This is a genomic window from Psychrobacillus sp. BM2 (genome assembly GCF_048572895.1).
GTDB lineage: Bacteria > Bacillota > Bacilli > Bacillales_A > Planococcaceae > Psychrobacillus.
The window spans coordinates 1,470,711-1,494,417 of record NZ_CP183878.1 but is presented as its reverse complement, the minus strand read 5'-3'; the positions used below and the strand labels follow the sequence as shown (position 1 = coordinate 1,494,417).

General features: G+C 35.0%; 28 protein-coding genes. 11 read left to right on the top strand and 17 right to left on the bottom strand.

The window, feature by feature from the left end; genetic code table 11:
• Window positions 1-236: 236 nt before the first annotated feature.
• From ACN6MX_RS06750 to ACN6MX_RS06740, 3 genes are all read right to left on the bottom strand, one after another.
• Complete coding sequence (locus tag ACN6MX_RS06750) at window positions 237-2,360, bottom strand: AAA family ATPase (RefSeq protein WP_419961873.1); 2,124 nt, start codon at window positions 2,358-2,360, stop codon at window positions 237-239.
• A gap of 330 nt (window positions 2,361-2,690) precedes the next feature.
• Entirely contained in the window at window positions 2,691-2,957 is a 267-nt protein-coding gene (locus ACN6MX_RS06745; RefSeq protein WP_419961872.1) for a DUF3886 domain-containing protein, read from the bottom strand.
• Between the two features lie 7 nt (window positions 2,958-2,964).
• Window positions 2,965-4,065 (bottom strand): acetyl-CoA C-acetyltransferase, encoded by a 1,101-nt coding sequence (locus ACN6MX_RS06740; RefSeq protein WP_419961871.1) that lies wholly within the window; start codon window positions 4,063-4,065, stop codon window positions 2,965-2,967.
• A 105-nt stretch (window positions 4,066-4,170) separates the two neighbouring features.
• Between ACN6MX_RS06740 and ACN6MX_RS06735 the strand changes: the two genes are divergently transcribed.
• Window positions 4,171-5,067 carry a hydroxymethylglutaryl-CoA lyase gene (locus tag ACN6MX_RS06735; protein WP_419961870.1) on the top strand — a complete coding sequence of 299 codons (897 nt, stop codon included), beginning with the start codon at window positions 4,171-4,173 and terminating at the stop codon, window positions 5,065-5,067.
• Window positions 5,068-5,078: 11 nt separating this feature from the next.
• Window positions 5,079-6,008 (top strand): alpha/beta hydrolase, encoded by a 930-nt coding sequence (locus tag ACN6MX_RS06730; protein ID WP_419961869.1) that lies wholly within the window; start codon window positions 5,079-5,081, stop codon window positions 6,006-6,008.
• A gap of 123 nt (window positions 6,009-6,131) precedes the next feature.
• Here the strand turns inward: ACN6MX_RS06730 and ACN6MX_RS06725 are convergent, their stop codons facing one another.
• The 5 genes from ACN6MX_RS06725 to yneA form a co-directional block, all read right to left on the bottom strand.
• A complete protein-coding gene (locus tag ACN6MX_RS06725; RefSeq protein ID WP_093063024.1) occupies window positions 6,132-6,350 on the bottom strand; it encodes a YneF family protein in 219 nt (72 codons plus the stop codon).
• A 197-nt stretch (window positions 6,351-6,547) separates the two neighbouring features.
• The gene (gene tkt / locus ACN6MX_RS06720) at window positions 6,548-8,548 is read right to left on the bottom strand and encodes a transketolase (protein WP_419961868.1); all 2,001 of its coding nucleotides are present in this window, start codon (window positions 8,546-8,548) and stop codon (window positions 6,548-6,550) included.
• 86 nt (window positions 8,549-8,634) lie between these two features.
• A complete protein-coding gene (locus ACN6MX_RS06715; RefSeq protein ID WP_419961867.1) occupies window positions 8,635-8,868 on the bottom strand; it encodes a DUF896 domain-containing protein in 234 nt (77 codons plus the stop codon).
• Window positions 8,869-8,930: 62 nt separating this feature from the next.
• Window positions 8,931-9,581, bottom strand: coding sequence for a YneB family resolvase-like protein (locus ACN6MX_RS06710; protein ID WP_419961866.1), 651 nt, complete (start codon window positions 9,579-9,581; stop codon window positions 8,931-8,933).
• Window positions 9,578-9,895 carry a cell division suppressor protein YneA gene (gene yneA, locus ACN6MX_RS06705; protein ID WP_419961865.1) on the bottom strand — a complete coding sequence of 106 codons (318 nt, stop codon included), beginning with the start codon at window positions 9,893-9,895 and terminating at the stop codon, window positions 9,578-9,580. Before yneA ends, ACN6MX_RS06710 begins: the two co-directional genes overlap by 4 nt.
• Before the next feature lie 174 nt (window positions 9,896-10,069).
• Between yneA and lexA the strand changes: the two genes are divergently transcribed.
• A complete protein-coding gene (gene lexA, locus ACN6MX_RS06700) occupies window positions 10,070-10,690 on the top strand; it encodes a transcriptional repressor LexA (protein ID WP_419961864.1) in 621 nt (206 codons plus the stop codon).
• A gap of 171 nt (window positions 10,691-10,861) precedes the next feature.
• On the opposite strand, the gene ACN6MX_RS06695 is transcribed toward lexA, so the two are convergent.
• Window positions 10,862-11,437, bottom strand: coding sequence for a peptidoglycan DD-metalloendopeptidase family protein (locus ACN6MX_RS06695; RefSeq protein WP_419961863.1), 576 nt, complete (start codon window positions 11,435-11,437; stop codon window positions 10,862-10,864).
• A gap of 587 nt (window positions 11,438-12,024) precedes the next feature.
• Between ACN6MX_RS06695 and ACN6MX_RS06690 the strand changes: the two genes are divergently transcribed.
• The 3 genes from ACN6MX_RS06690 to ACN6MX_RS06680 all read left to right on the top strand — a co-directional run bounded on the left by ACN6MX_RS06690 (window position 12,025) and on the right by ACN6MX_RS06680 (window position 13,572).
• Window positions 12,025-12,564: a hypothetical protein gene (locus ACN6MX_RS06690; RefSeq protein ID WP_419961862.1), complete on the top strand. Its 540-nt coding sequence runs from the start codon at window positions 12,025-12,027 to the stop codon at window positions 12,562-12,564.
• A 323-nt stretch (window positions 12,565-12,887) separates the two neighbouring features.
• A complete protein-coding gene (locus tag ACN6MX_RS06685) occupies window positions 12,888-13,058 on the top strand; it encodes a hypothetical protein (RefSeq protein WP_419961861.1) in 171 nt (56 codons plus the stop codon).
• Window positions 13,059-13,428: 370 nt separating this feature from the next.
• Window positions 13,429-13,572 (top strand): IS3 family transposase, encoded by a 144-nt coding sequence (locus ACN6MX_RS06680; RefSeq protein WP_419961860.1) that lies wholly within the window; start codon window positions 13,429-13,431, stop codon window positions 13,570-13,572.
• A gap of 69 nt (window positions 13,573-13,641) precedes the next feature.
• On the opposite strand, the gene ACN6MX_RS06675 is transcribed toward ACN6MX_RS06680, so the two are convergent.
• Entirely contained in the window at window positions 13,642-13,839 is a 198-nt protein-coding gene (locus tag ACN6MX_RS06675) for a hypothetical protein (RefSeq protein ID WP_419961859.1), read from the bottom strand.
• A gap of 214 nt (window positions 13,840-14,053) precedes the next feature.
• Between ACN6MX_RS06675 and ACN6MX_RS06670 the strand changes: the two genes are divergently transcribed.
• The 5 genes from ACN6MX_RS06670 to ACN6MX_RS06650 all read left to right on the top strand — a co-directional run bounded on the left by ACN6MX_RS06670 (window position 14,054) and on the right by ACN6MX_RS06650 (window position 17,856).
• Window positions 14,054-14,719, top strand: coding sequence for a hypothetical protein (locus tag ACN6MX_RS06670; protein ID WP_419961858.1), 666 nt, complete (start codon window positions 14,054-14,056; stop codon window positions 14,717-14,719).
• A 157-nt stretch (window positions 14,720-14,876) separates the two neighbouring features.
• A complete protein-coding gene (locus ACN6MX_RS06665) occupies window positions 14,877-16,178 on the top strand; it encodes a helix-turn-helix domain-containing protein (protein ID WP_419961857.1) in 1,302 nt (433 codons plus the stop codon).
• Window positions 16,179-16,182: 4 nt separating this feature from the next.
• Window positions 16,183-16,308: a hypothetical protein gene (locus ACN6MX_RS06660; protein ID WP_419961856.1), complete on the top strand. Its 126-nt coding sequence runs from the start codon at window positions 16,183-16,185 to the stop codon at window positions 16,306-16,308.
• A gap of 331 nt (window positions 16,309-16,639) precedes the next feature.
• Window positions 16,640-16,957, top strand: a complete 318-nt coding sequence (locus ACN6MX_RS06655) for a hypothetical protein (protein WP_419961855.1) — start codon at window positions 16,640-16,642, stop codon at window positions 16,955-16,957.
• Between the two features lie 257 nt (window positions 16,958-17,214).
• Window positions 17,215-17,856, top strand: coding sequence for a hypothetical protein (locus ACN6MX_RS06650; RefSeq protein ID WP_419961854.1), 642 nt, complete (start codon window positions 17,215-17,217; stop codon window positions 17,854-17,856).
• 148 nt (window positions 17,857-18,004) lie between these two features.
• Here the strand turns inward: ACN6MX_RS06650 and ACN6MX_RS06645 are convergent, their stop codons facing one another.
• The 7 genes from ACN6MX_RS06645 to hfq all read right to left on the bottom strand — a co-directional run bounded on the left by ACN6MX_RS06645 (window position 18,005) and on the right by hfq (window position 23,678).
• On the bottom strand, window positions 18,005-18,490 hold the full coding sequence (locus tag ACN6MX_RS06645; protein ID WP_419961853.1) for a hypothetical protein: 486 nt from the start codon (window positions 18,488-18,490) through the stop codon (window positions 18,005-18,007).
• A 545-nt stretch (window positions 18,491-19,035) separates the two neighbouring features.
• Entirely contained in the window at window positions 19,036-19,191 is a 156-nt protein-coding gene (locus tag ACN6MX_RS06640) for a hypothetical protein (RefSeq protein ID WP_419961852.1), read from the bottom strand.
• Between the two features lie 567 nt (window positions 19,192-19,758).
• Complete coding sequence (gene glnA / locus ACN6MX_RS06635) at window positions 19,759-21,093, bottom strand: type I glutamate--ammonia ligase (protein ID WP_419961851.1); 1,335 nt, start codon at window positions 21,091-21,093, stop codon at window positions 19,759-19,761.
• 40 nt (window positions 21,094-21,133) lie between these two features.
• Window positions 21,134-21,517 carry a MerR family transcriptional regulator gene (locus ACN6MX_RS06630; protein WP_419961850.1) on the bottom strand — a complete coding sequence of 128 codons (384 nt, stop codon included), beginning with the start codon at window positions 21,515-21,517 and terminating at the stop codon, window positions 21,134-21,136.
• Between the two features lie 140 nt (window positions 21,518-21,657).
• Window positions 21,658-22,905 carry an aminotransferase class I/II-fold pyridoxal phosphate-dependent enzyme gene (locus ACN6MX_RS06625; RefSeq protein WP_419961849.1) on the bottom strand — a complete coding sequence of 416 codons (1,248 nt, stop codon included), beginning with the start codon at window positions 22,903-22,905 and terminating at the stop codon, window positions 21,658-21,660.
• A 178-nt stretch (window positions 22,906-23,083) separates the two neighbouring features.
• Entirely contained in the window at window positions 23,084-23,383 is a 300-nt protein-coding gene (locus ACN6MX_RS06620; protein WP_419961848.1) for a rhodanese-like domain-containing protein, read from the bottom strand.
• Window positions 23,384-23,456: 73 nt separating this feature from the next.
• Window positions 23,457-23,678: an RNA chaperone Hfq gene (gene hfq / locus ACN6MX_RS06615; RefSeq protein WP_211893874.1), complete on the bottom strand. Its 222-nt coding sequence runs from the start codon at window positions 23,676-23,678 to the stop codon at window positions 23,457-23,459.
• Window positions 23,679-23,707: the final 29 nt, after the last annotated feature.

Here is a 23,707-nt window from a genome sequence, read left to right as displayed (position 1 = left end):
CCAAGTTGCGATACCCGCTCCCTATGTTGCGGTTACTTCATTCAAAAGCCACATTAGGCTGGTAATATTAGTGTAGTAAACAGGTTTTTTCATAGATTAAATGATATTAATAAATCTTTATAGTCAAGAACTCACTGATAGTGAAATAAGCTTTGTTAAAATGCTCGGTACATTCTAATTCGAAGCGAAATATAAAAACACCCCCTGAAATAATTTTCAGGGGGTGTTTGAAAGTCTTATCCTTTGCGAACAACAATTTCTTCATCCATAACATCTACATGGACTTTTTTAATCGTTTCTTCTTCTAAAATAAGATCTGTTAATGGATCTTCAATTTTGTCTTGAATCACTCTGCGAAGCGGTCGAGCACCGAACCGTTTATCGTAACCTAATTTGACCAAGGCTAATTTAGCTTCTGACGAAATCGACATATCAATATCATTTTCTGCAATAGTTACTTTTAAATCTTCAAGCATCAAGTCCACAATTTTAAGTAAATTTTCTTCTGTTAATTCATTGAATTCGACAATAGCATCGAAACGGTTGAGAAATTCCGGTTTGAAATAAGCCCCTAGCATTTCGAGCATGTTGACGGATTCATGTACTGTTTGATTGAATCCTACACTTACTTTTTTATCACCGGTTCCAGCATTACTTGTCATAATGATCACCGTGTCTTTGAAGCTGACTGTTCGACCATGCGAATCTGTCAGTCGACCATCTTCCATTATTTGCAGAAACATATTTTGCACATCTGGATGCGCTTTTTCAATTTCATCCAGCAGTAAAATGGAATAAGGATTATGGCGAACATGTTCTGTCAGTTGACCGGCTTCCTCATGCCCTATATAGCCTGGAGGAGAACCAATAATTTTAGAAACGGAATGCTTTTCCATATATTCACTCATGTCAAGACGGATTAATGTTTCACGTGAACCAAATAGTTCCTCTGCTAGCACTTTTGTTATCTCCGTTTTACCAACACCAGTTGGACCGACAAATAAGAAAGAACCAATAGGACGATTTTTAGCTTTGAGTCCTGCGCGGCTACGACGAATTGCTTTAGCAATTTTATCGACTGCATCTTCTTGGCCGATCACTTTTTTAGCGAGATTTTCGGCGATTCCCTTCATTTTCGCTTGTTCTGCGGCTTGCAATTTTGTTACAGGTATTCCTGTCTTTTCTTCTACTATCAATTCGATATCTGCTACTGTCACTTCTACTTGAGAGGTGTCCTCATTTTGCTTCGATTGCTCTAATTGTTTACGTAACTGGATTTCCTCAAAGCGTAAATTTGCCGCTTTCTCGTAGTCTTCTTTCTCTGCGGCCTGTTCCTTTTGTTGAGTGACCTCGTTAAGACGTGTTACGATTAACTCCGAATTGACTAAAGTATGTGTTAGATTTAACCGTGCCCCCACTTCATCCATCAAGTCGATTGCTTTATCTGGTAAAAATCTATCTTGAATATAACGCTGTGATAAAGTAACAAATGCTTGTATTACTTCATCGGGATAGCGTACCAAATGAAAGTTTTCATAACGATCCTTAATACCATGCAGAATGTGAATCGTATCTTCTGTGGATGGTTCCTTTACAATAATTGGTTGAAAACGACGCTCGAGTGCAGCATCTTTTTCGATTTGACGATATTCTTTCAATGTTGTTGCACCAATAAGTTGCATTTCTCCACGAGCTAAAGCGGGTTTTAAAATATTACCGGCGTCCATTTTTGAACCTTCTGCAGTGCCAGCTCCAACGAGTAAGTGAATTTCGTCGACAAACAAAATCACATCTTTCCTTGTTTGAAGTTCTTCGATTAGTTGTTTCATACGCTCTTCGAACTGCCCGCGAATACCTGTGTTCGTTACGAGTGAAGCGACATCTAACAAATACACCTGTTTGTTCATTAATTTCACAGGTACATCACCTTGTAGGATTTTCACTGCAAGTCCTTCGGCAATAGCTGTTTTACCTACACCCGGTTCTCCAATTAATACTGGATTATTTTTATTTCTTCGATTTAATGTTTCGATTACGCGCTTTACTTCTTGATCACGTCCAATGACCGGATCTATCCGATCTTCTTTGGCATCGTTCGAAAGATTTTTACCAAGTTTATCTAACAAACTATTGCCTTGATGTTCCTCTGATTGTCTCGTTTGTGTTCGTGCCTGGTGACTACCATTCGCTTGGAAAAAATGCTCTGCATCATTGCTAAATGACGGCATTTTTCCTGCCGTTAATTGTCCTTGTATATCTTGAAAACATACGTGACACAAATGCATCTGCATTCCTTGATGATTTAGCTGCACTTTCAAGCTCATCGTTGCGTCGTTTTTACCACAGTATTGACATTTCATATATGTTTCCTCCTATGAATAATTATTTGACTTTGACTATATTTAACCTTTGTTCCAAGTATACACTGACCTATTTTGACTTTCAAATAAGATGCTTGGTTTTTACTTGGATAAATGTGCAACATGAGTATATATAAGTAATAAAGCAGAAATATCATTAAGAATAGAGATTTTCATTATTTAAACTTGTATAGATAGGCCATCCTTCATTTATTTATGACTTTGTAATTTTCAATGGCATATTTGTACTTCGCAAATTTAATATAATTATCCAACAAAAAAACAGTTTAGAAATCCGTTTATTGGATTTCTAAACTGTTTATAATTCTCCTAAAACTTCGAACCACCAAAACCATATTCATCTAATAGTTCTTCAAACGATTTATTTTTTTCTTTTTCTTTCTTTTCAAAAGCGAGCTGTGCTTGTCTTTCTTCTTCTTTTTCTTGTTCAGCTGATACTAATTGGTTCTTCGTTTCTTTTAGTTTCGCTAGAATATCAGAAGAAAGCTGATCGGATAACGAGTTACCTTCTTCTACTTGCTTAGCAGGCTTTACTTGTTGTTGTTGTCTTTGTTTTTTCTTAGCCAATTTATTCACCTTCTTTTTATGAGCGTTTAACTATAGTCGCAACCCCTTGGCCACCACCTATACAAAGTGTAGCAAGACCGGTTTTTGCATCTCTCTTCTCCATTTCATGAAGTAAAGTAACGAAAATACGAGCACCGCTTGCCCCGATAGGATGACCTAATGCAATTGCTCCACCATTTACATTTAGTATATCATGATTAAACGACAGCTCTCTATCAACAGCAATCGATTGTGCCGCGAAAGCTTCATTTGCTTCGATTAACTCTATATCTGCTAATGATAATTGCGATTTTTTCAATACTTTTTTAACTGCTTCTACTGGTCCAATTCCCATGATGCTTGGATCCGCTGCTGCTCCATCGTTAATACCTGAAGCATTACCAGCAGTTACAGAACCATCTTTTTTAAACGCCGGACGTAGACCTGCTAGTTTTTCTTCAGTAGAACCTTTTTTCGGATACTCATCCTGTGCAAAGACAATTGGATCTCCTTTTCTCTGCGGAATTTCTACAGGGACGATCTCATCTGCAAATTTACCTTCTTCTATTGCCTGTGCCGCCCTGCCCTGCGAACGTGCAGAAAATTTATCTTGCTCTTCTCTAGTAATATTATATTGATCACATAGATTTTCAGCAGTCACACCCATATGATAATCATTAAATGCACACCATAGACCATCTGAAATCATGCTATCTACTACCTTCTGATCGCCCATACGGAAGCCATCTCTAGCATTTTTTAATAGATACGGAGATTGGCTCATGTTTTCCATTCCACCTGCAACAATAATATCTGCATCCCCTGCTACAATTGCTTGAGTAGCGAGATGAATTGCCTTTAAGCCGGAACCACATACTTTATTAATAGTTAACGCAGAAACGGAATGTGGTAATCCAGCTTGAATAGATGCCTGTCTTGCCGGATTTTGACCTAAACCTGCTTGAAGGACGTTCCCCATAATTACTTCGTCCACTGCATCTTTAGAAACCCGTGCCTTTTCTAATGCTTTTTCAATAACAATAGCACCTAGCTTAGTAGCTGGTACATCTTTTAGCGCCCCTTGAAACGAACCAATTGCAGTTCTAACTGCACTTACGATCACAACTTCATTTGTCATATGATTTCCTCCTTATTCCCCTGAATTGATCAAACTTTTACAAAGCAAGATTTAAAGTTGCTTGTTTAACCATCCTTTCTTTACAATAAAGAAGGAGGGATGATTATGTTTAGTTTACCAAATAAAGTGACAATTATCGAGGTAGGCCCGAGAGACGGCTTGCAAAATGAAAAAAACGAAGTGCTAACTGAAGTAAAATTAGCCTTTATCGAAAAACTGCAGCTTGCAGGAATAGAGGAAATGGAAATAACTTCTTTCGTATCGCCAAAATGGGTACCACAAATGAAAGATGCAAATGAAATAGTGACCAATGTGCACAAAATGGGTAGACAACTCGTATTAACACCAAATAATAAAGGCGTCGAATTAGCCAAACAATCCGGAGCACAAAGTTTCGCTGTTTTTGTAGGTGTCTCTAACAGTTTTAATAAAAATAATATAAATAAAACTACAAAAGAAAGTATGGATGAACTAAGACCTATTGTGGGAAAACTACTACAAGATGGTCATTTCGTACGTGCATGTATTTCAACCGCTTTTTATTGTCCATATGAGGGCAAAATGGAGTCTTCGGACACATTAGCACTATGCAAAGAATTCGTTTCATGGGGTGTAAACGAACTTAGTGTCGCTGATACAATTGGAATGGCTAATCCACAAGAAAGCTATGAATTATTTACTGCACTCAAGAAGGAATTCCCCGTAACGCTCATTACCGCTCATTTTCATGATACACGTAAAATGGGTATCGCCAATATATTTGCGACCTTACAAGCAGGTATTGATCGCTTTGACACATCTGCTGGCGGGCTAGGAGGATGCCCTTTTGCACCTGGGGCTACGGGAAATGTAGCAACTGAAGATGTTGTGAATATGCTACATCAAATGGGTATTGGGACGAATATAAATCTGGACTTATTGCTTAAAGCAGTAGAAGTAGTTGAACCTTATGTGTCCAGACCGATAGACACGGGAATGTATAAACTATTTAAAAGTAAGTAGGGGTTGATCAGATGAAGAAACGTGTAATTATTTGGACGAGTATTTTTACTAGTGTATTGACAGCTATGGCTACGTTCTTTGGTTTCTTTGTGACTAATAGGCTTATGTATATGAAGAAAAAAGAAAATGATTTTATATTAAACCGTGAAATTACATCTAAACGATTAGATGAAGCCTGGTTTAACGCTGTAAATAAAACAGAACAATGGATTGAATCTAAAAATGGCTATTCCTTAAAGGCTATTTTTGTCGAACCATTAGAAACAAATAATTATGTCGTTATTTGCCATGGAGTTACAGAAAATAAAATAAACTCATTACGTTTTGTTCGTATGTTCGAACGACTCGGCTTTAATAGTGTAGTCTTCGATCATCGCAGACATGGTGATTCTGGTGGCAAGACAACGAGTTTTGGATTTTACGAAAAAATAGATTTACAATCAGTTGTTGAAGCAGTCAGAGAAAGAGCTGGGAAAGAAGCGGTATTAGGTATCCACGGAGAATCTATGGGTGCAGCCACTACGCTACTATATGGAGGATCTATTATAGATGACGCTGATTTTTATATTTCAGACTGTGCATTTTCTGATTTTGAACAGCAAGTTTATCATATTATGACACAGACAACTCCCCTTCGAAGTAGTCTTGCCATTCGATTTGCTAATTTGTTTTTAAAACTTCGTGATGGGTATACGTTAAATCTCGTTTCCCCAATTGATGTTATCGACAAAATTGAAAAACCTGTTTTGTTTATCCATAGCTTGCAGGATGATTTTATCTTACCTAAAATGACCGTAGATTTATACGAAAAAAAACAGGGTCCAAAAACATTAAAATTGTTTGATATAGGTGAACATGCTAAATCCTTCAATGAAAATAGCAAGGAATATGAGCAAGTTGTTGCAGATTTTCTACAAGAAAATGGCTTGCTAAATAAGTAATAATTTAAATATGATTGGATATGAAAGATCCACTTGTTCATCATGCCCCTATTATTACAGTTTTTATATAGTAATATTAGTTTCTACTCAATAAAAAAAGCACTCGCCTGAGTGCTTTTTTTATTATTTTTGCATTTTATTCATTTGATTCATCATTTGTTTAACTTGTTTTTCTGAAGGCTTGCGACCCATTTGTGCCATCATCATACGAAGCATTTGTTCATTAATAGGTGGGTTTTCTTTTAAGTATTTCATCATATATTGACGTGCCGCAAAGAAACCGATTGCCGCACCAGCAATTAACGCAACTATTATAATAACAATCCAAATCCATGTTTGCATATATTCTCCTCCTTTACGTACTTATCTACGTGTACAAGACACCATTCAAAATTATACTATAGATTCTTTATGCATTCTATATAATTTAAAATAAAGTGCATTCGGGGTATATTTCTTCCCCACTTCGCTCTAATACGTGATAAAAAAGCAATTCGAATACTTAATATCCAAAGTATTCGAATTGCTCGTATTACTTTTTACTTTTGAAGTAATGCTTTCATTTTCGCAACTACATTTTCTACAGAGAAACCATATTCTTTCATAACAATCTCTCCAGGAGCACTTGCGCCAAATTTATCTATAGCAATGACGTCGCCTTCAAATCCAACATAACGGTGCCAACCTAATGATGCACCCATTTCAATTGCAAGACGTTTCGTTAAATGAGATGGTAATACAGCGTTTTTATAAGCCGAATCTTGTTTCTCAAACAGATCCCATGAAGGCATAGAAACAACTGAAACCTCAATTCCTTCTTTAGAAAGTGCTTGTTGTGCTTCCACAGCAAGACTTACTTCTGAACCAGTAGCAAGTAAAATTGCTTCCGCTTTTTCATTTGGTGCTACAACATAAGCTCCTTTAGAAACTCCTTCTCTCACTTGCTCAACTGGATGATCAAGTGTTGGCAGGTTTTGTCTTGAAAGAACTAAAACTGTAGGATTATTCTTGGCTGATACAGCAAGTTTCCAAGCTTCCGCGGTTTCATTCGCATCCGCAGGACGAATTACAGATAGACCAGGCATAGCGCGTAAAGAAGCTAAATGTTCAACTGGCTCATGAGTTGGACCATCTTCTCCAACAGCAATACTATCATGCGTAAATACATACGTTACAGGAAGTCCCATTAATGCAGATAAACGAATTGCAGGTCTAACATAATCACTAAATACGAAGAATGTACCACCAAATACATTTAGTCCACCATGTAAAGCCATTCCGTTTAAAGCAGTTCCCATAGCAAATTCACGTACTCCGAACCAAATGTTTTTCCCAGAATAATTATCTGCAGAGAAATCTCCAACATTTTTCATAGTGGTTTTATTTGATCCAGCTAAATCTGCACTACCACCAAAGAATGAAGGTAAGTTCCCGGCGATTGCATTGATTGCTTCTCCAGAAGCAGAGCGAGTAGCATGAGAAGTACCAGTTTCGTATGTTTTAAGCGCATCTGCGAAGTTTTCTGGCAACTCGCCAGAAATTGCTGTTTTTAACGTAGAAGCCAAATCTGGGAATTCAGACTCATACTTCTTAAGTTTCTCATTCCAAGAAGATTCTTCTTGAACACCTAAACGCTCTGATGCTTGTTTGAACGTATCATAAACTTCTTCTGGTACATAGAAATCTTCTTCAAATAACCATTTATATTCGGCTTTAGCTAGAAGAGTTTCATCTTTTCCTAATGGCATACCGTGAGCATCTGACTTACCAGAACGGTTAGGAGAACCAAATCCAATAACAGTCTTCACTTCAATAATTGTTGGTTTGTCATTTTGAGACTTCGCTTTTTCAATAGCATTTGAAATTTCTTCAATATCATTGCCGTCTTTTACATGAATATAGTTCCAACCATATGAGTCAAAACGTTTTTCTACATTTTCTGAGAATGATTTATGTAAATCCCCATCTAAAGAAATATCATTACTATCATACAATACAATCAATTTATCCAATTGAAGATGTCCAGCAAGTGAAATTGCTTCTGCCGCTACACCTTCCATTAAATCACCATCACCACATAGTGCATACGTATAATGATCAATAATAGAGTGGTTTTCTTGATTATACGTAGCAGCTAAATGAGCCTCAGCCATCGCCATTCCAACTGCCATACCAATTCCTTGGCCAAGGGGTCCTGTTGTTGCCTCTACTCCTGCAGTGTGACCGAACTCTGGATGTCCAGGTGTTTTAGAATCCCACTGTCTAAAGTTCTTAATCTCTTCCATTGGTAAATCATAGCCACCAAGATGAAGTAAGCTATATAAAAGCATAGAACCATGACCTGCTGATAACACAAAGCGGTCACGGTTGAACCATGTTGGGTTACTTGGATTATGACGTAAGTGTTTTGTCCATAATGTGTAAGCCATTGGTGCTGCCCCCATCGGTAAACCAGGGTGACCAGAATTTGCTTTATCGATTGCATCAATGGATAAAGTTCGAATCGTATTAATTGCTAATAAATCGGATTGTAATGACATGAATGACATCCTCTCAAACAAATTTTTTCTATATTTCTAGTTTAGACAAGAATGTCTGTATTATCAATGGTTTCTGAAATGATTAATTAATTCAGAAACTTTCCTTTCTTCGCTTCTTGCACTTTTGCAGGTGTTACATCATTTCCTTCAGGGTCAATTACTTTTACACTTTCAATTGTGTCTCTCATAGTTGAGCGGAAAGTTTCCAAATATTCTTTACGTAAAGAGCTTTGTTCTTTTGCCTCTTCAATAGAAAGTCCTGATGTTTTAGATTTTCTAGATAACTCACTAATTCTTGCTAATTTTTCTTTGCTTAACAATTCATTTCATCCTTTCACTTTATCTTTATATAAAGGTAAGGAAAAAACACACAGAGTGCAAGTCATTTCACTCCGTGTGTTTCAATATATTCAATATAACGTCTATGGACGGTTGCTTTACTAATATTAAATCCCAAACCTTTTAAAGTCATAGAAATTTCTTCATAAGTGAGACCTGCGTTTCGAAGTCTAACTACTTCTTCTAGGGGCACGTCTATTCGTTCTCTTCCTTCTGGATTACCTTTTGTCTTTAAATTTTTCTCTGGTCTGTATCCCTGGGATACTGCTTTCTTCATACCTCTTCTAATTTTAGCATTATGTAATTTCCTTTGGTATTCCTCCACTAGCGCTAATATTTCCAGTAGCATAGAATCCATTTCATTTAAATTAATGACGCCTTTATCTTGTAAAGTATATATAGAGGTGTTTGTTTTTTGAAGAAGATGTAGAACTGCCATTCTACCATTTCCTCTCCCAATTCTCGTTTCATCTTGAACAAATACCGCTTTAATATCATTTTCTTTTATATAGTCAAGTAAATCTAATAAGCCCTCACGTTCAATATCATAACCACTATGTTGATCTATAAATACTTTCTCTACCTCATAGTTATTTAGTTTTGCAAATTCTAACAGTTCTTCTTCCTGTCTTAGTAAGGAAGTCTCTTGAGTCTCTTTTTCAGTACTCACTCGACAATATATAACTGATTTCATTTTGTATCGCCTGCTATCTCCGTTTTGTGATCGAAATGGTAACTTTTTTCAGACGCCGGAATTTTAAGGATCTCTCCAGCTTTAATATGACCATTTTGTAAATTATTCATAGCCATTACTTTATTTATCCATACATTTTTATCTTCATCCACGCCATACTCATGTGCTAACTCCCATAAAGAATCGCCTTGTTCTATATTAATATGAAGACTCTCATTTGTCGAAAAAGAATTCGAAGTTATTATAAACATTATAAATGTAGTACTGCACGCTACAAATAATGCTAGAAAATAGTTTTCTTTAATCCAGGTCATAAAAAATACCCCCTAATAGAATGTGTGTTCGTAATGTATAGTTTAATAATAATGCGAACATTTGTTTTTGTCAACAACAATTAGAACCTATGTTTGCATAATAGTTCAGCGCCTGTTATACTATTAATAAGATAGAAAAGGATAGAGATTAATTACTCCAAAAGAGGTGAGCATATGAAAAAAGCATCTAAAAGGCAGGAAGACATTCTAGCTTTTATAAAAGAAGAAGTTCGTAAAAAAGGATATCCACCATCTGTTCGAGAAATAGGTGAAGCTGTGGGCTTGGCCTCTAGTTCAACTGTACACGGACATTTAGCTCGTCTAGAAAGTAAAGGGTTGATAAGAAGAGATCCAACCAAACCACGTGCCATTGAGGTTCTTGATGGATTAGGAAGCATTGCCGAAAAACATAATGTTGTACATGTTCCACTTGTAGGTAAAGTTACTGCTGGTATTCCAATTACTGCCATTGAAAATATAGAAGAATTTTTCCCGCTTCCAGAAACATTCGGAACTGCTGATGATAATTTGTTTATGCTGGAGATTATGGGTAATAGTATGATTGAGGCAGGTATATTAAATGGTGATTATGTCGTTGTAAAACAACAACAAACTGCAAATAATGGCGATATTGTCGTTGCAATGACTGAAGAAGATGAAGCAACTGTTAAACGATTCTTTAAGGAAAAGTCTTACTTCCGTTTACAACCTGAAAATTCTTCTATGGAACCTATCATCGTAAATTCTGTTAGTATACTTGGTAAAGTCGTTGGAGTTTATCGCAATATTCAATAGATTATACGGGCTTGACAATATAGTAAAATATACGTAAGATAACGAAGAGCCGATATCATATTTCAACGAAAAGTGGACATTTTCGTTGAAATCATCGAAAAACCCCTTTACCTTTATGGTTGAGGGGTTTTGTTATTATTAATCCCTTACTTTTTTCTTTCTTAGAAGTTTTTATTTTTTCTTTAAAGCAGCTAAAGTTTTTGGTCCGACAATTCCATCAACTGTTATGCCCTTTTTCTTTTGAAAATCTTTAATTGCTGCAATAGTTAAGGGTCCCTCTATCCCGTCAATCACTAGTTTATAGCCTACTGTATTTAAAAGCTTCTGTACTTCGGTTATACTAGTTTCACTTACATAGTTTAAAGGATTTACTGCATTTGGCTGACCCACCTCGTATGAGGGTATGTGAATTTCAAAATGCAAATGCACCCCAGTACTATTGCCTGTGTTACCTTTTATGCCAATCTGCTGACCTTGTTTAACATTTTTTCCAACCTTTACGGAAAAAGATTTTAAATGAGCATATAATGTTTCATATTTTTTACCGTTCAATGTATGGACAATTGTAATAGTGTTTCCATATCCTCCTATAACTTTTGCTCTCGTCACGACTCCACTTTCTGCTGCTCTTATAACCAGACTACCATCACTTCCAAAGTCTACTCCTTTATGCACTTTAACCACATTATTCTTTCGAGTTTCCCCAAAATGCGATGTAACTCTTCCTTCGCTTGGTCTGATAAACATTGTTTTACCTCCCTTCTCTTATAATTAGAAATTTAATCCCTCGTACTAGTTAATGCTGGCATGATTATCTACAAGTAGTCTTTTGACATAATATTTATCAAATAAATTAAAACAGATGGTTAAAAATGCGAATATATGGGTATTAATATTTATAATTAGACATAGGTTAAATTAATTATATTATTTTGACGTCAGCTTAAATAATTATAAAGGGGCAAAAATTTATGAAACTAATTATAGAGGAACTAAAAAAACTCATAAATGATTACTATAGATGCAGTAACTATCAACTGAAGGAACAGATATTAATAGATATCAACTTGCTAAAAGACGCACTAAGAATTATAGAAAAAAATAAGTTAGAAATAAATACAAAAAGATCACTTGGTTTTTTTAACTGAGTGATCTTTTCTATTTAACTCCACTTTAAGTTACTTCAAAAAAACTATTCATTCTAATTTCTAATTTAAAGTTTTTATATCATTATTTCTTCCGAGATAATCAATCTAACTAGTCCTATTAATTTGTGCGACGTATATTGTTGTATGCCGTTATTTCGGCAAATCTATTAAAAGGAGGTGATTGATATGGTTCTTGTACTTCAAGAGTTTACTACCCCAACAAATACTGTTGTCATTGCAGATACAGCTGTACCACCTGGAACACTTCCAACTCCCGCTGTCCCTACTCCCCCAGCTATGGTATCACCTTTAGTAAATGGAAGTAATGCTTACATTTGGTCTCCAAATACAGAGTCCAATCAAACGGTGACATTTCAAAGTACCTTTGACATTGGAGCTTTGCCACTCCTTACTCTAGCATTACCTATTTCAGCATATTATGCTTTTGCAGCTAACGAAACCGCTACTGTAACCGCTACTTTAGAAGTAGTTAATCTTCTAGGAATCGTTGTTGCTACTATTCCACTATTTACTGGTTCTAACTCAGGTAGCTCTCAAGATGTTGCAATTACATCTGGAGATACGTTACTTGCGATCGGGCTTTTAGGGAATACCGGTCGAGTTGTAGTTAATGCAACTGTCACTTCCCCAATAGCTACTGGATATTCCCCAAATCCAGGCAGATATCTTGGACAACTTACCGTGCGTAGCATTGCAGTTGTTTAGTTTCAAATAGCAAACAAATTTTGAAAACAGTACAGTAATGTTGGCTACAATACTTCTCTGATGCAATAAGGATTTCGTGCGAGAGAAAACTACACTTTCCTAAGAACAAAACCACCTTTGTTTGAGGATAATGCTAATTTTGGAGGATCGGTCGTAAATAACGTCATGACCCTCCAATCTTTTAAACTATTTTATTATTATTCATTTACTAAAAAATCACTCCGAAATAACCGTTCAAAAATAATTGGTTAAATCACTTCCATTTTCGCTCATTTTATCACATAATAGAAAATAGGAAATATAGATCATGAGGGGGAGCAATTTTGCCTATTTTATTAATTTATAAAGAACTAAATCACCTAATAGACGATTATTACAAATGTCCCTTTACACATATGAAAGAACAGATAATCTCGGATATCAATCTTTTAACTGAGGCATTATTACTATTGGATACTGATCAACAGTTGGAAGCTTCACTTGAATCCTTTTAAATACAATTAAACTTAATGAGAAACTTTCTTTAAGTATTTGTCTACATATTATATAACGTACAAATCGCTCAACAGACTTATATGATATTTCAGTATTCAAAAAAAGCGTTGGAAGCTTAGAGCTCCAACGCTTTACTATTAATACATTTTTAGGTATTGTTCACGTTCCCACGGAGACAGAGTTCCTCTATTTGGCGAGAAATGTTTTTTATCACCTGTTTTAGATCTATGTAATGGAGAAATCATTGCCTACAAGGTAATGAACCGTCCACTTTATCAACTAGTGGGTAATATGTAAGACGAGGCGATCAAAAGTTTAAATCCAGGAAATGAAGTCATTCTACATTCCGGTCAAAGCTCGCATTATCAAATGAAGCAGTATCAGAAGAGTATGGAACATTTTGAACGTGAACTACATGAATATATCGAGTATTACAACCACAAGCGAATGAAGGCAAAATTAAAAGACCTAAGTCCAGTAGAATACCGAACTCAGGTCTTAGAAGCTGCCTAAACTATTTGTCTAACTTTATTGGGTCAGTTCACTAGTACAGAGTGCTTTAGTTTAATTTTTATTTTACATTTAAATAGACTTCTTAATATCCTTCTTTTTTCTCACCCTTAAAATAACACCTACAAGAGTGATTAAAACTCCTAATATTATTAAAATTATATCAATATTAACATTATCAGTTGTTTTATTTCTTAAGATACCTCCTATTAAGATAGCTATTAGACAAACAGCAAAACCAACCCATTCCAATATATTATACTTCCCCATCCAGTACCCCTCTTTCATTTGTGGATTTCGAACAATTATAAACCAATAATTACTATTTTAAAAGGATTAAATCTAAAGGAAAGTTTTTTAGTTAAATAGCTAATAAACCCTTAATAATTACATTAAATTGAATGATTCGAAAAAATGTAGTTTTCTAAAAATTTCATAAGTATAATGGGACACGTACCAACTAACAAAAAAGGGAGGAATTACAATGTTTAAAAAACTAGCAATAAGCGGAGTTTTAATTTTTTCAACGCTGTGCTCTAGCACTTTTGCTCTAGCAAATAGTGAAGTCAGCGTCCAAGCAACAAAGAAGTTAGAAAACGGATTTGAGATTGAGTATTTAGAGAATACAAAGGATTATCAAAAAATCAAATTTACTAATCAGGAAACTAAAGAGGTCGAGTATTTAGAGGTAGTTATTGATGAAAACGGACAAGCAGAATATACTGCTTATTACAACAACAAAGTGACGGTTCTTAATCAGGATGCAACATTAGGTTATGAACTTAATCTTGAAACCAACACTACTAAAACCATTGATCTAAGTGAGTCTAAAATTGACATTCAAGCTGTTGCTCCAGAAGAACCAGGTAACTACGTTTATCAAACAACTTTTAAAAGCTCAAAATCATTTGATACCGCTATCGTTTCCCTTATAGCAGGGATTGTAGCATCAGTTTATGGCGGACCAATAACAGGAGTAGCAACGGGAATAGCTACTTTTCTTTATAGTACCAAAGCTAAGCAGTTTTGGTATGTTACAGATTTATACTATTATAAAGACTTCCCTGGCAAACCAGCTTCTTATACAAAATATTATGCATATCCAGATTACACAAACTTGATAAATTCAATTTGGTATGTAGGTTTTTAGGACTTATAAATTATAAAAAAGAATCCATTCTTACTAATGGATTCTTTTTTTATAACTATCTTAAACAATAACCAAATTATAAAATATGTTAAGTTGGTCCCTTAAGTTGTTGTGGTATACTTGGATATTATATACAAATATTCGAGGTGAAAACTGATTGAGTAGTATAGGAATAATAATTAAACAAACAAGACTTTCCAATAACATTAAACAAGCTAACCTTGTTAAAGGTATTTGTTCTCCATCTTATTTGAGTAAAGTTGAAAACAATGTTATCACACCTAAAAAAGATATATTAAACCTTTTACTAAAAAAATTAAATATTGAGTTAACAGAAACTACTATAGAGGATGAAAGTCATTATATTTCCTCTCTGTTTCAAATGTATAAAGAAGCAGTGCTCAAGAGGGACAGATTTCAAGTTAAGAAATCCTTAAATAAGTTTTCTGAACAAAGTATAAACTTTTCTGAAACTAGTAATTATTATTACTTTCAACTCTATATGTTTAGAATACGTTTAATATGTTCTGACAATGCAGAGAAATTATCAGAACATATTAGAGTCCTATTTCAATTGAAAGAAAATTTCAATTTTAAACAGCTTTTTCTTTATCATTTAAATGTAAGTCTCTACTATTACAAAAACAAACAATATAACCAAGCATTATCACAGTTAAAGAATTCATTACAAATAGTAAATGACATTACAATAGAGGATTGGGAATTAGCTGATTATTACAATGCGCTCAGTATATGTTATTCAATTATTAATGATCATTTTAATGCACTTACTTTTGCTACTATATCCTCAAATTATTTTAATAATTATCAGCTAAATGAAAGAAAAATTGATAACTATATTATAATAGGTAATGCACACCAAAACTTACTTGACTATAAAAGTGCAGAAAAAAATTTCCATCTAGCTCAACAGACAGCTAAGAAGTTAAATAACAAAGAATACGAGGGTATAATCTATCACAATTTAGGCTCTATGTATGCCATGCAAGACAAGCATTTAATAGCAGTAGAAAATTTCAAATTAAGTTTCAGCTACAAACAGCAAAAAAAACAATATCTAAAATCTCTACCAACTATTCTATGTATAGTTCAAGAATATGCTAAACATGATAACTCTCAACAAGTTATTAATTGGTGTCAAAAAGCGTTAGAAACTCTATCAAAAGTACCTTCATCCACTCCATCACATGAATCATACACTTTGCATTTCGAAATTTTCAAGACTATATATCAAAAAGATGGTGATTTAGAGCAAATATTTAAAAAAGCGATAAAGTACTTCGAAAACGTAAGATCCTACCGCTATGTTCAAAAGTATTCAATTATGTTCGGAGACTATTTTTTTGAAAACAATAAATTTAAGAAGGCAAGTATTTATTACCAGAAGGCAAACAAATTTTTATATTTAAAAAATTCTATTAAGTTGGAGGAAATGTAAAGAAATGAAGAAATATATTAAAATTTTTATGTTATCAATAGCATTGATCATTATGGTATCTTCGGTAAATGTTTTAGCTGATGATAAAGATATTCCAGATCCAAGCAGGTCATTAGAAATACAAGACTAAAAATGTAGAAGTGTTTATTACCTTATATATAATCGCATATTTCCCTATTACAAATTACTGTCACTAGAAGCATTGAAATTAAATAAATTATCAAGTAAAATGCGACCAAATCAATTAAGAGAAGGTCGCTTTTACTTATTTAGTCTCGTCTATCAGATGGGAGTCCAACCATATTTTGCTTTAATTCTTGCTTCTGCATCTTGTGCAGCTTCTTTTGTTGTAAAAGTTCCAGTGTAAAGTAAGCGTCAAATAGGTTCTTTCCACAGTTGATTTAATTGACAGTATATTCTGTTATAAAGGTGCGGAAAAAGAATGTAGGAGGGATTGCCTTATGGATGAACTCATCACATTACTTGACGGAAATTTGATCTGCACGAGTACGGAAATAATTTCAGATATCATTTATTTTTTTGTGACATCTACCCGGAAGGAATGCGTTGTGACCTTTTTTGTCAAAGTGTATCCTCTAGAGCCCACTCTCACTGACATAGCTATCTGGCTTTCTTTATTTCCCAATATTAAACATGTCTCAAGAGATGGCTCTCTTACCTATGCTGCTGCGATTCGAGAAGCTCATCATATTAATGATCGGTTTCACTTAGTGAAAAATTTGACGGAGCAATCACACTCCGCATATATAAAACTATAGCCGGACGAATTTTCATTCCAATAACCAAGGAACAGAACGCGATGAACGAACTGTTAACTAGTAAACTTTCACGACGCACTAAAATCCTTTGGGTCAAGTCCTTGGCATCCCAAGGTTGCACCATACAAGATATCCGATCACAGACAAAATGAAACCATCAAACAATTCGAAAATATACCTGAATGCGGAAATAACATATCCCTAAAGGTACAGATAATCAACGTGGACTTGAACATAATGAAGCAATCCAGAAAACGATGGATAAAGTCAAAGAAGTGAAAGATTTACAAGGAAAAGGATATAGTACTAGAAAAATAGTCGATGAGACAAGCTATACAAAGCGCACAATAAAAAATTATTTATCGCCCAATTTCAATCCTGTCCATGGTCAATATGGTGTACAGCGTCCTGGAAAACTGTCCCCAGTTAGACATGAAGTGATTGCCTTACGCTCAAAAGGAACAACCTACAAAAAAATCTATACTTCTATTTGTAAGAAAGGATATACATGCACAGAAGCTGCAATTAGACAATTCATAGCGAAAGAAAAAAGATTGCAAAGTGATCTGGAGGATGAAATCAACGATGGTCCGACAGAAATAGTGGAAAGAAAATGGCTTGTAAAGTTACTCTACAAGCCACTAAATAAAGTGAAAGCATTTTCCCTAGAACAAGTAATAAACGTTGTCCAGAAGTATCCATTAGTCGGTACATTACTTCGCTTGTTTTGGCGCTTCAAAGAAACACTGCAATCAGGAGATAAAAAGTTGATACTTGAATGGATTTCAGAGGCTGCAGCCTCTGACTTAAATGAATTGACTAGTTTTATCAATGGCATAAAACAGGATATAGATGCAGTTGAAATGCCTACACGCTATCCTATAAAACGGATTAGCTGAAGGTCGTGTAAATAAATTAAAAATCATCAAACGTATCATGTATAGTTGAAACAGTTTGAACTTCTACGGAATAAACTATTAATGCTCGAATCCCGTAAATTCAATTAACACTGGAAAGAACCATTTGACACTTACAAAAAAGACACCCTCAATTTGGATGTCTTTGCTGAAGTTCATTTATCATTTCCAGTTTTTGTTCCCTAAGAAACAAAAAACAGTTTAATACTTCTTTATCAAATATGCTGAACTTTTCCTTCTCAGGTCTTTGATAAAATTCTTGATTGTATCTAATTTGGTCAAGAAATAATTCAATATTTAATACACTTTGATAAACTTTTCTAGATGATTCTGCTGCACTATCTATTATCCCTTCTACCTTTTTTAAACTAATCAGAAAACCTCCCAAAGCACCTTCAAAAGGTTCTCCTGCATCTTTTCTATGTAACAACTTTTCTCTTGCATCAATTAATTGATTCATAGTTTTATCAACAGCATGTTTTCTTAAATGCAGTTTACTCTCCATCTCTTTTTCATTGGATTGATCAATAGTCATTTTAACTCCAGCTAAAGTTATTGCCCCACCGATGATCGCTCCAATAAAAGCGATAACTCCTGCGATTATCGTCTCACTCACATCGAAGAACATCTTAATCAAACCCGCGTACATTATTATTACAGCTAACAAAAAGGAAATTAAAATCACGTATGGCATTATTTTGTATATTTTCATTTAATAATTTTATCATTTATACTAGTAAAAAACACCCACAATTTTCCTGAGCGCCTTATATTAATATATTAAGTAGTATTTTACTAAGCCACCACCACGCGTGCACGGTGTCTCTTTGTTTCAATTATAATTATGTTATTGGATTTTGCAAATTGATTGTCATATTGTTGTCACTTTTCGAGCGACATATTGTCTTTGGAATATGATTTTGCAAACGAACTATGTAAAATATTTGAAATTAATGTTGATAATAAATCATTAGAAAGTGATATACCCAAAGCTAATATATAAGAAAAGTCAGCAATTTTTTGGGGTACAATTTTAAAATATACCAATAATACTAGAATTATTGTACTTAAGATAGCAATACCTAACATAAGCAATTCTAAGAAGTTTATTCTATGATTCTGTTCTTCACCCCAAAATTTACTCAAGTTTATTATTTTATCTTATGCTGTATAGAGAACTACTAATAGCGAAACAGGTATTGATAAAAGACTTACATAATAAACAAAATCAGATTCATCACCAAATAATCTAAGTAAGGCCATAAGAAGAAAAAGGATAAATATACCTATTTGTACTGAAGTATATATGAACATCATTTTATAATCCCTTCAATATCTTTTCTTATTTCCTCTACCAAAAATGAAATATATGAAAATAATCTCCCAATTTCATGTTCATTTACAGAAACTTCTTTCATACCTCTATCCATACAAATACTATGAAATGAATTATCTCGCCATAATCTTAATTCCGTGCTATGCAGAAAAGATGGAGATTATATGCCAAAATCATCTCTTTTTAATACTTTCGATCGCATCTTAAAAAGAGCGGTACTAGATTCATATCCTATACATTCACTACGTCCACACATATGTAATGATACTAATGGAAGCTGGGTTGGATTTGAAATATATTCAACAACAATTAGGACATGGGAGTCAACAAATAACTAATGATGTTTATGTGCATTTTTCAAAAAACTTAAAAAGAAAAACACCGATCAAGTCAACTTACGACTGAACGATGTTTTTAAAGGGATTAATCAAAATTCTAGCAATTATTTTTTCACGAAATTTTTGGGGTGAATATGGGGTGACAATGACTTTGCAGAACCATTGAACTTAACCCCATTAAAAACCTCAACAACCCCGGTATTTATAAGTTTAATACATCTTCAAATATTGTTCACGTTCCCACGGATGTACAGCTGTTCTAAACATATCCCATTCGATTTCTTTTGCTTCTACAAAGTTTGCATAGATATGCTCACCAAGTGCTCCGCGGATAATTTCACTCTTACCTAATTCTAGTAATGCTGCATGTAAAGTTGGCGGTAGGTTATTAATGCCGTTTTCGATGCGCTCTTCTTCTGTCATTACATAAATATTGCGGTCCACTGCTGGTGGTGGCGTTAAGTTATTTTTAATACCATCTAATCCAGCTTGTAGAATTACTGCCATCGCAAGGTATGGATTGGCAGCTGGGTCTACCGAGCGAACTTCAATACGTGTACTTACCCCTCTTGAAGAAGGAATACGGATTAACGGACTTCTATTTTGTCCAGACCATGCTACGTAACAAGGAGCTTCGTATCCAGGTACTAGGCGTTTGTATGAGTTAACTAATGGATTTGTAATCGCAGTAAAGTTTTGTACATGCTTTAATACGCCAGCCATAAACTGCATAGCTGTTTCACTTAAACCAATTTCCCCTGATTTATCATAAAATGCATTATCTTTACCTTTAAATAAAGAAACGTTAAAGTGCATCCCTGATCCACTTACGCCAAATAATGGTTTCGGCATAAATGTAGCATGCAAGCCATGCTTACGAGCTATTGTTTTAACAACAAGCTTGAACGTTTGAATATTATCACATGCTGTTACTGCATCAGCATATTTAAAGTCAATTTCATGTTGACCTGGAGCAACCTCGTGGTGAGATGCTTCAATCTCAAAGCCCATTTCCTCTAGCTCGAGAACGATATCACGACGACAATTTTCCCCTAAGTCCATTGGTGCTAAGTCAAAGTAACCGCCATGGTCGTTCAGTTCAAGCGTTGGCTCGCCACCTGCATCTAATTTGAATAAGAAGAACTCAGGTTCAGGTCCCAAGTTAAAGCTTGTAAAGCCTAACTCTTCCATTTCTTTTAAAATACGTTTTAAGTTATTGCGTGGATCTCCTTCAAATGGAGTTCCATCAGCTTTATTTACATCACAGATTAGACGTGCCACTTTCCCTTTACCTGTAATCCAAGGGAAAACCACCCATGTATTTAAATCTGGAACTAAGTACATATCTGACTCTTCAATTCGCACAAATCCTTCGATAGAAGATCCATCGAACATCATTTTGTTATCGAGAGCTTTATCGAGCTGACTAACTGGAATTTCTACGTTTTTAATCGTTCCTAGTATGTCTGTAAACTGAAGACGAATAAAATTCACCTCATGTTCAGTCACGAACTTTTTGATATCCTCTTTTGTATACTTGCTCATTATTTCACTCTCCTAGTTTATTAATGTATATGAACCTCGGTTATCTATAAAATCGAGATAGGTCCCCTTGTCTCAATGAAGCTCTTTGTTGCCTTTGGGCTAATTTCATTTCTTCTTTTACTATTGCGCGTAATTCAATATCCGATATAACTTTTCGTATATCCTTTGAAACAACAGGGTTGTTTTTCATTTCAAAGATTTGTTTAATCCCTGCAATATTAACACCTGTCTTCAATAAGTCCTTGATCTCTAATAATATATCAATATCATCTAATGAAAACATGCGCTGTTTACCTTCAGTACGTGCAGGGTGAACCAGTTCTTGCTCCTCATAGTAACGAATTTGCCTTGCAGTCAAACCAGTCAGCTGCATAACAATATTCATCGAAAGTAATGGCATTGAACGTCTCCATTCCTTTTCCATCACTGCACCTCCTAGTAGGTTATATAATTAGTATATGTCATGTTAGTTAACATGTCAACATCATGTAAGAAAATCTAACAATTATTTATCGGAAAATTAAAACCATTCAATATAATTCAGAAATGATTTCATCTTTGCTATTAGTTTAACGTTTGAACGGCTCCCAAAATAGCATATTTCACATGTTCATACGTTAAGCCACCTTGGATAAATGCTGTGTATGGGGGACGAATAGGTCCATCAGCAGTTAACTCCATACTAGATCCTTGTACAAAAGTACCTGCAGCCATTATGACATCGTCGGAATAACCGGGCATATAAGCTGGTTCAGGCATAAACTGAGCATTTACCGGAGAATGCATTTGGATCGCTTTGCAAAACTGAATCATCTGATCTGCTGTTTGAAAAGATACAGATTGTATTAAATCTGTACGAGGCTCTGCAAAGTGTGGTTCAGTGATCATTCCAACCTCTTCCAAAAGAGCCGAAGTGAAGATGGCTCCCTTAACTGCCTGGGATACTACATGTGGTGCTAGGAAGAATCCCTGGTACATATCCATCAATGCATTTAAAGATGCACCTGCCTCTGCTCCTATACCCGGAGAAGTCATTCGGTAAGCACATTTAGTGACAAACTCCTCTTTTCCCGCAATATATCCTCCGATTTTAGCAAGACCCCCACCAGGATTTTTGATCAGGGAACCAGCCATTAAATCTACCCCAACATCCGTCGGCTCCAGCTCTTCCACAAATTCTCCATAGCAATTGTCTACAAAAATAATTGCATCCTCTTTAATACTTCTTATTTCCACTACCATTTTCTTTATTTGCTCTACTGTAAAGGAAGGACGTAATGCATAACCCTTCGAACGCTGAATGGCAATGACCTTCGTACTGCTTTTCACAGCTCCTTTTACAGCGTCCCAGTTGATGCCCCCAGTTTCCAATAAATCTACATGATTATATGTAATACCAAAGTCAGCTAGGGACCCCGTATCCTCTTCTCCTCCACTTACAATTGATTGCAAAGTATCATAAGGTTTGCCCGTTATATATAGTAATTCGTCATTTGGTCTTAGCACACCAAACAAACTAATAGAAATCGCATGTGTTCCTGAAATAATTTGAGGGCGCACAAGTGCTGCCTCTGAACCAAATGTCGTTGCATATACTTTTTCTAATGTATCACGACCTTCATCATCATATCCATAACCAAATGAAGGATGAAAATGATGATCACTTACCCCATGATTCTTAAAGGATTGAATTACTTTTTGTTGATTTAAAAAAGCAATTTTTTCTACAAATTTGTGATGTGGGGCTATTTTGGTTTCAACCTGCTCTGCAAGATTCAATACTTCTTTCGATAATGTTGTTGTAAAAGTCATGTTATCTTCTCCTAATTTCAAATTACAAATAGAAAAGACTAATCTCAAAAATGAAATTAGCCCCTCGTCTATTATCAAATATGCCTTGGCGTATTTGTTTCCGCTTCACTTTGTTCAGCTCCGCAGAGAAAAACATCTCTACTGTGCAAGCACATCGCAAAAGCATTACTGAATGAAGTTAAAACTGTAGCTCGCCGTCCCAGTCCATCATACCGCCAGCAATATTCGTTACGTCATACCCATTTTCCTCTAGAATTTCACAGGCCATTGCACTACGGCCACCTGCTTTACAAACTATGTAATGAGGAACTGATTTGTCGAGTTGATCCATGCTGTTCTCGATTTGACCTAATGCGATATGTTTTGCTCCAGGTATAATTCCAGTTGCTACTTCTTCACTTTCACGCACATCGATGACGCTGATTTCTTCTCCAGCATCTATTTTTTGTAAAATTTGTTCTGTTGTAATAATATTCATGTTAAACTCTCCCGCTTCTGTGTTATTCTATAAAATCATAATAGGACCATGTCCATCTGTCAAACAATCCATATTATTCTTCTGTTAGCTTAACTGGTTTAGAAGGAGCAAATGTGGAAATTGCATGCTTGTAAATTAACTGTTGCTTTCCATCCGATTCAAACAGGACAGTAAAGTTATCATAAGACTTTACCAACCCCTTTAGCTGGAATCCATTCAATAAAAATACAGTTACAAAAATATCGTTTTTTCTAAGCTGATTTAAATATAAATCTTGAATATTTATAGGTTTCATCACAATACCCCCATTATACAATTTGCATG